General features: G+C 56.8%; 1 pseudogene. It reads left to right on the top strand.

Annotation, left to right across the window (positions count from 1 at the left end):
* A pseudogene (locus tag ACOTYN_RS26465) lies at positions 1-551 on the top strand (IS5-like element ISKpn26 family transposase); the annotation flags it as partial.

Genomic DNA, 551 nt, shown 5'->3' on the forward strand with positions numbered 1-551 from the left:
CTGTACGAAATCGCCTCCATGCGCCTGTTTGCCCGATTATCCCTGGATAGCGCCCTGCCGGATCGCACCACCATCATGAATTTCCGCCACCTGCTCGAGCAGCATCAACTGGCCCGTCAATTGTTCAAGACCATCAATCGCTGGCTGGCCGAAGCAGGCGTCATGATGACCCAAGGCACTTTGGTGGATGCCACCATCATTGAGGCACCCAGCTCTACCAAGAACAAAGAGCAGCAACGCGATCCGGAGATGCATCAGACCAAGAAAGGCAATCAGTGGCACTTTGGCATGAAGGCCCACATTGGTGTCGATGCCAAGAGTGGCCTGACCCACAGCCTAGTCACCACCGCGGCCAACGAGCATGACCTCAATCAGCTGGGTAATCTGCTTCATGGAGAGGAGCAATTTGTCTCAGCCGATGCCGGCTACCAAGGAGCGCCACAGCGCGAGGAGCTGGCCGAGGTGGATGTGGACTGGCTGATCGCCGAGCGTCCCGGCAAGGTAAAAACCTTGAAGCAGCATCCGCGCAAGAACAAAACGGCCATCAACAT

The organism is Enterobacter cloacae complex sp. IR5458 (assembly GCF_049238025.1).
GTDB classification, from domain to species: domain Bacteria; phylum Pseudomonadota; class Gammaproteobacteria; order Enterobacterales; family Enterobacteriaceae; genus Enterobacter; species Enterobacter kobei.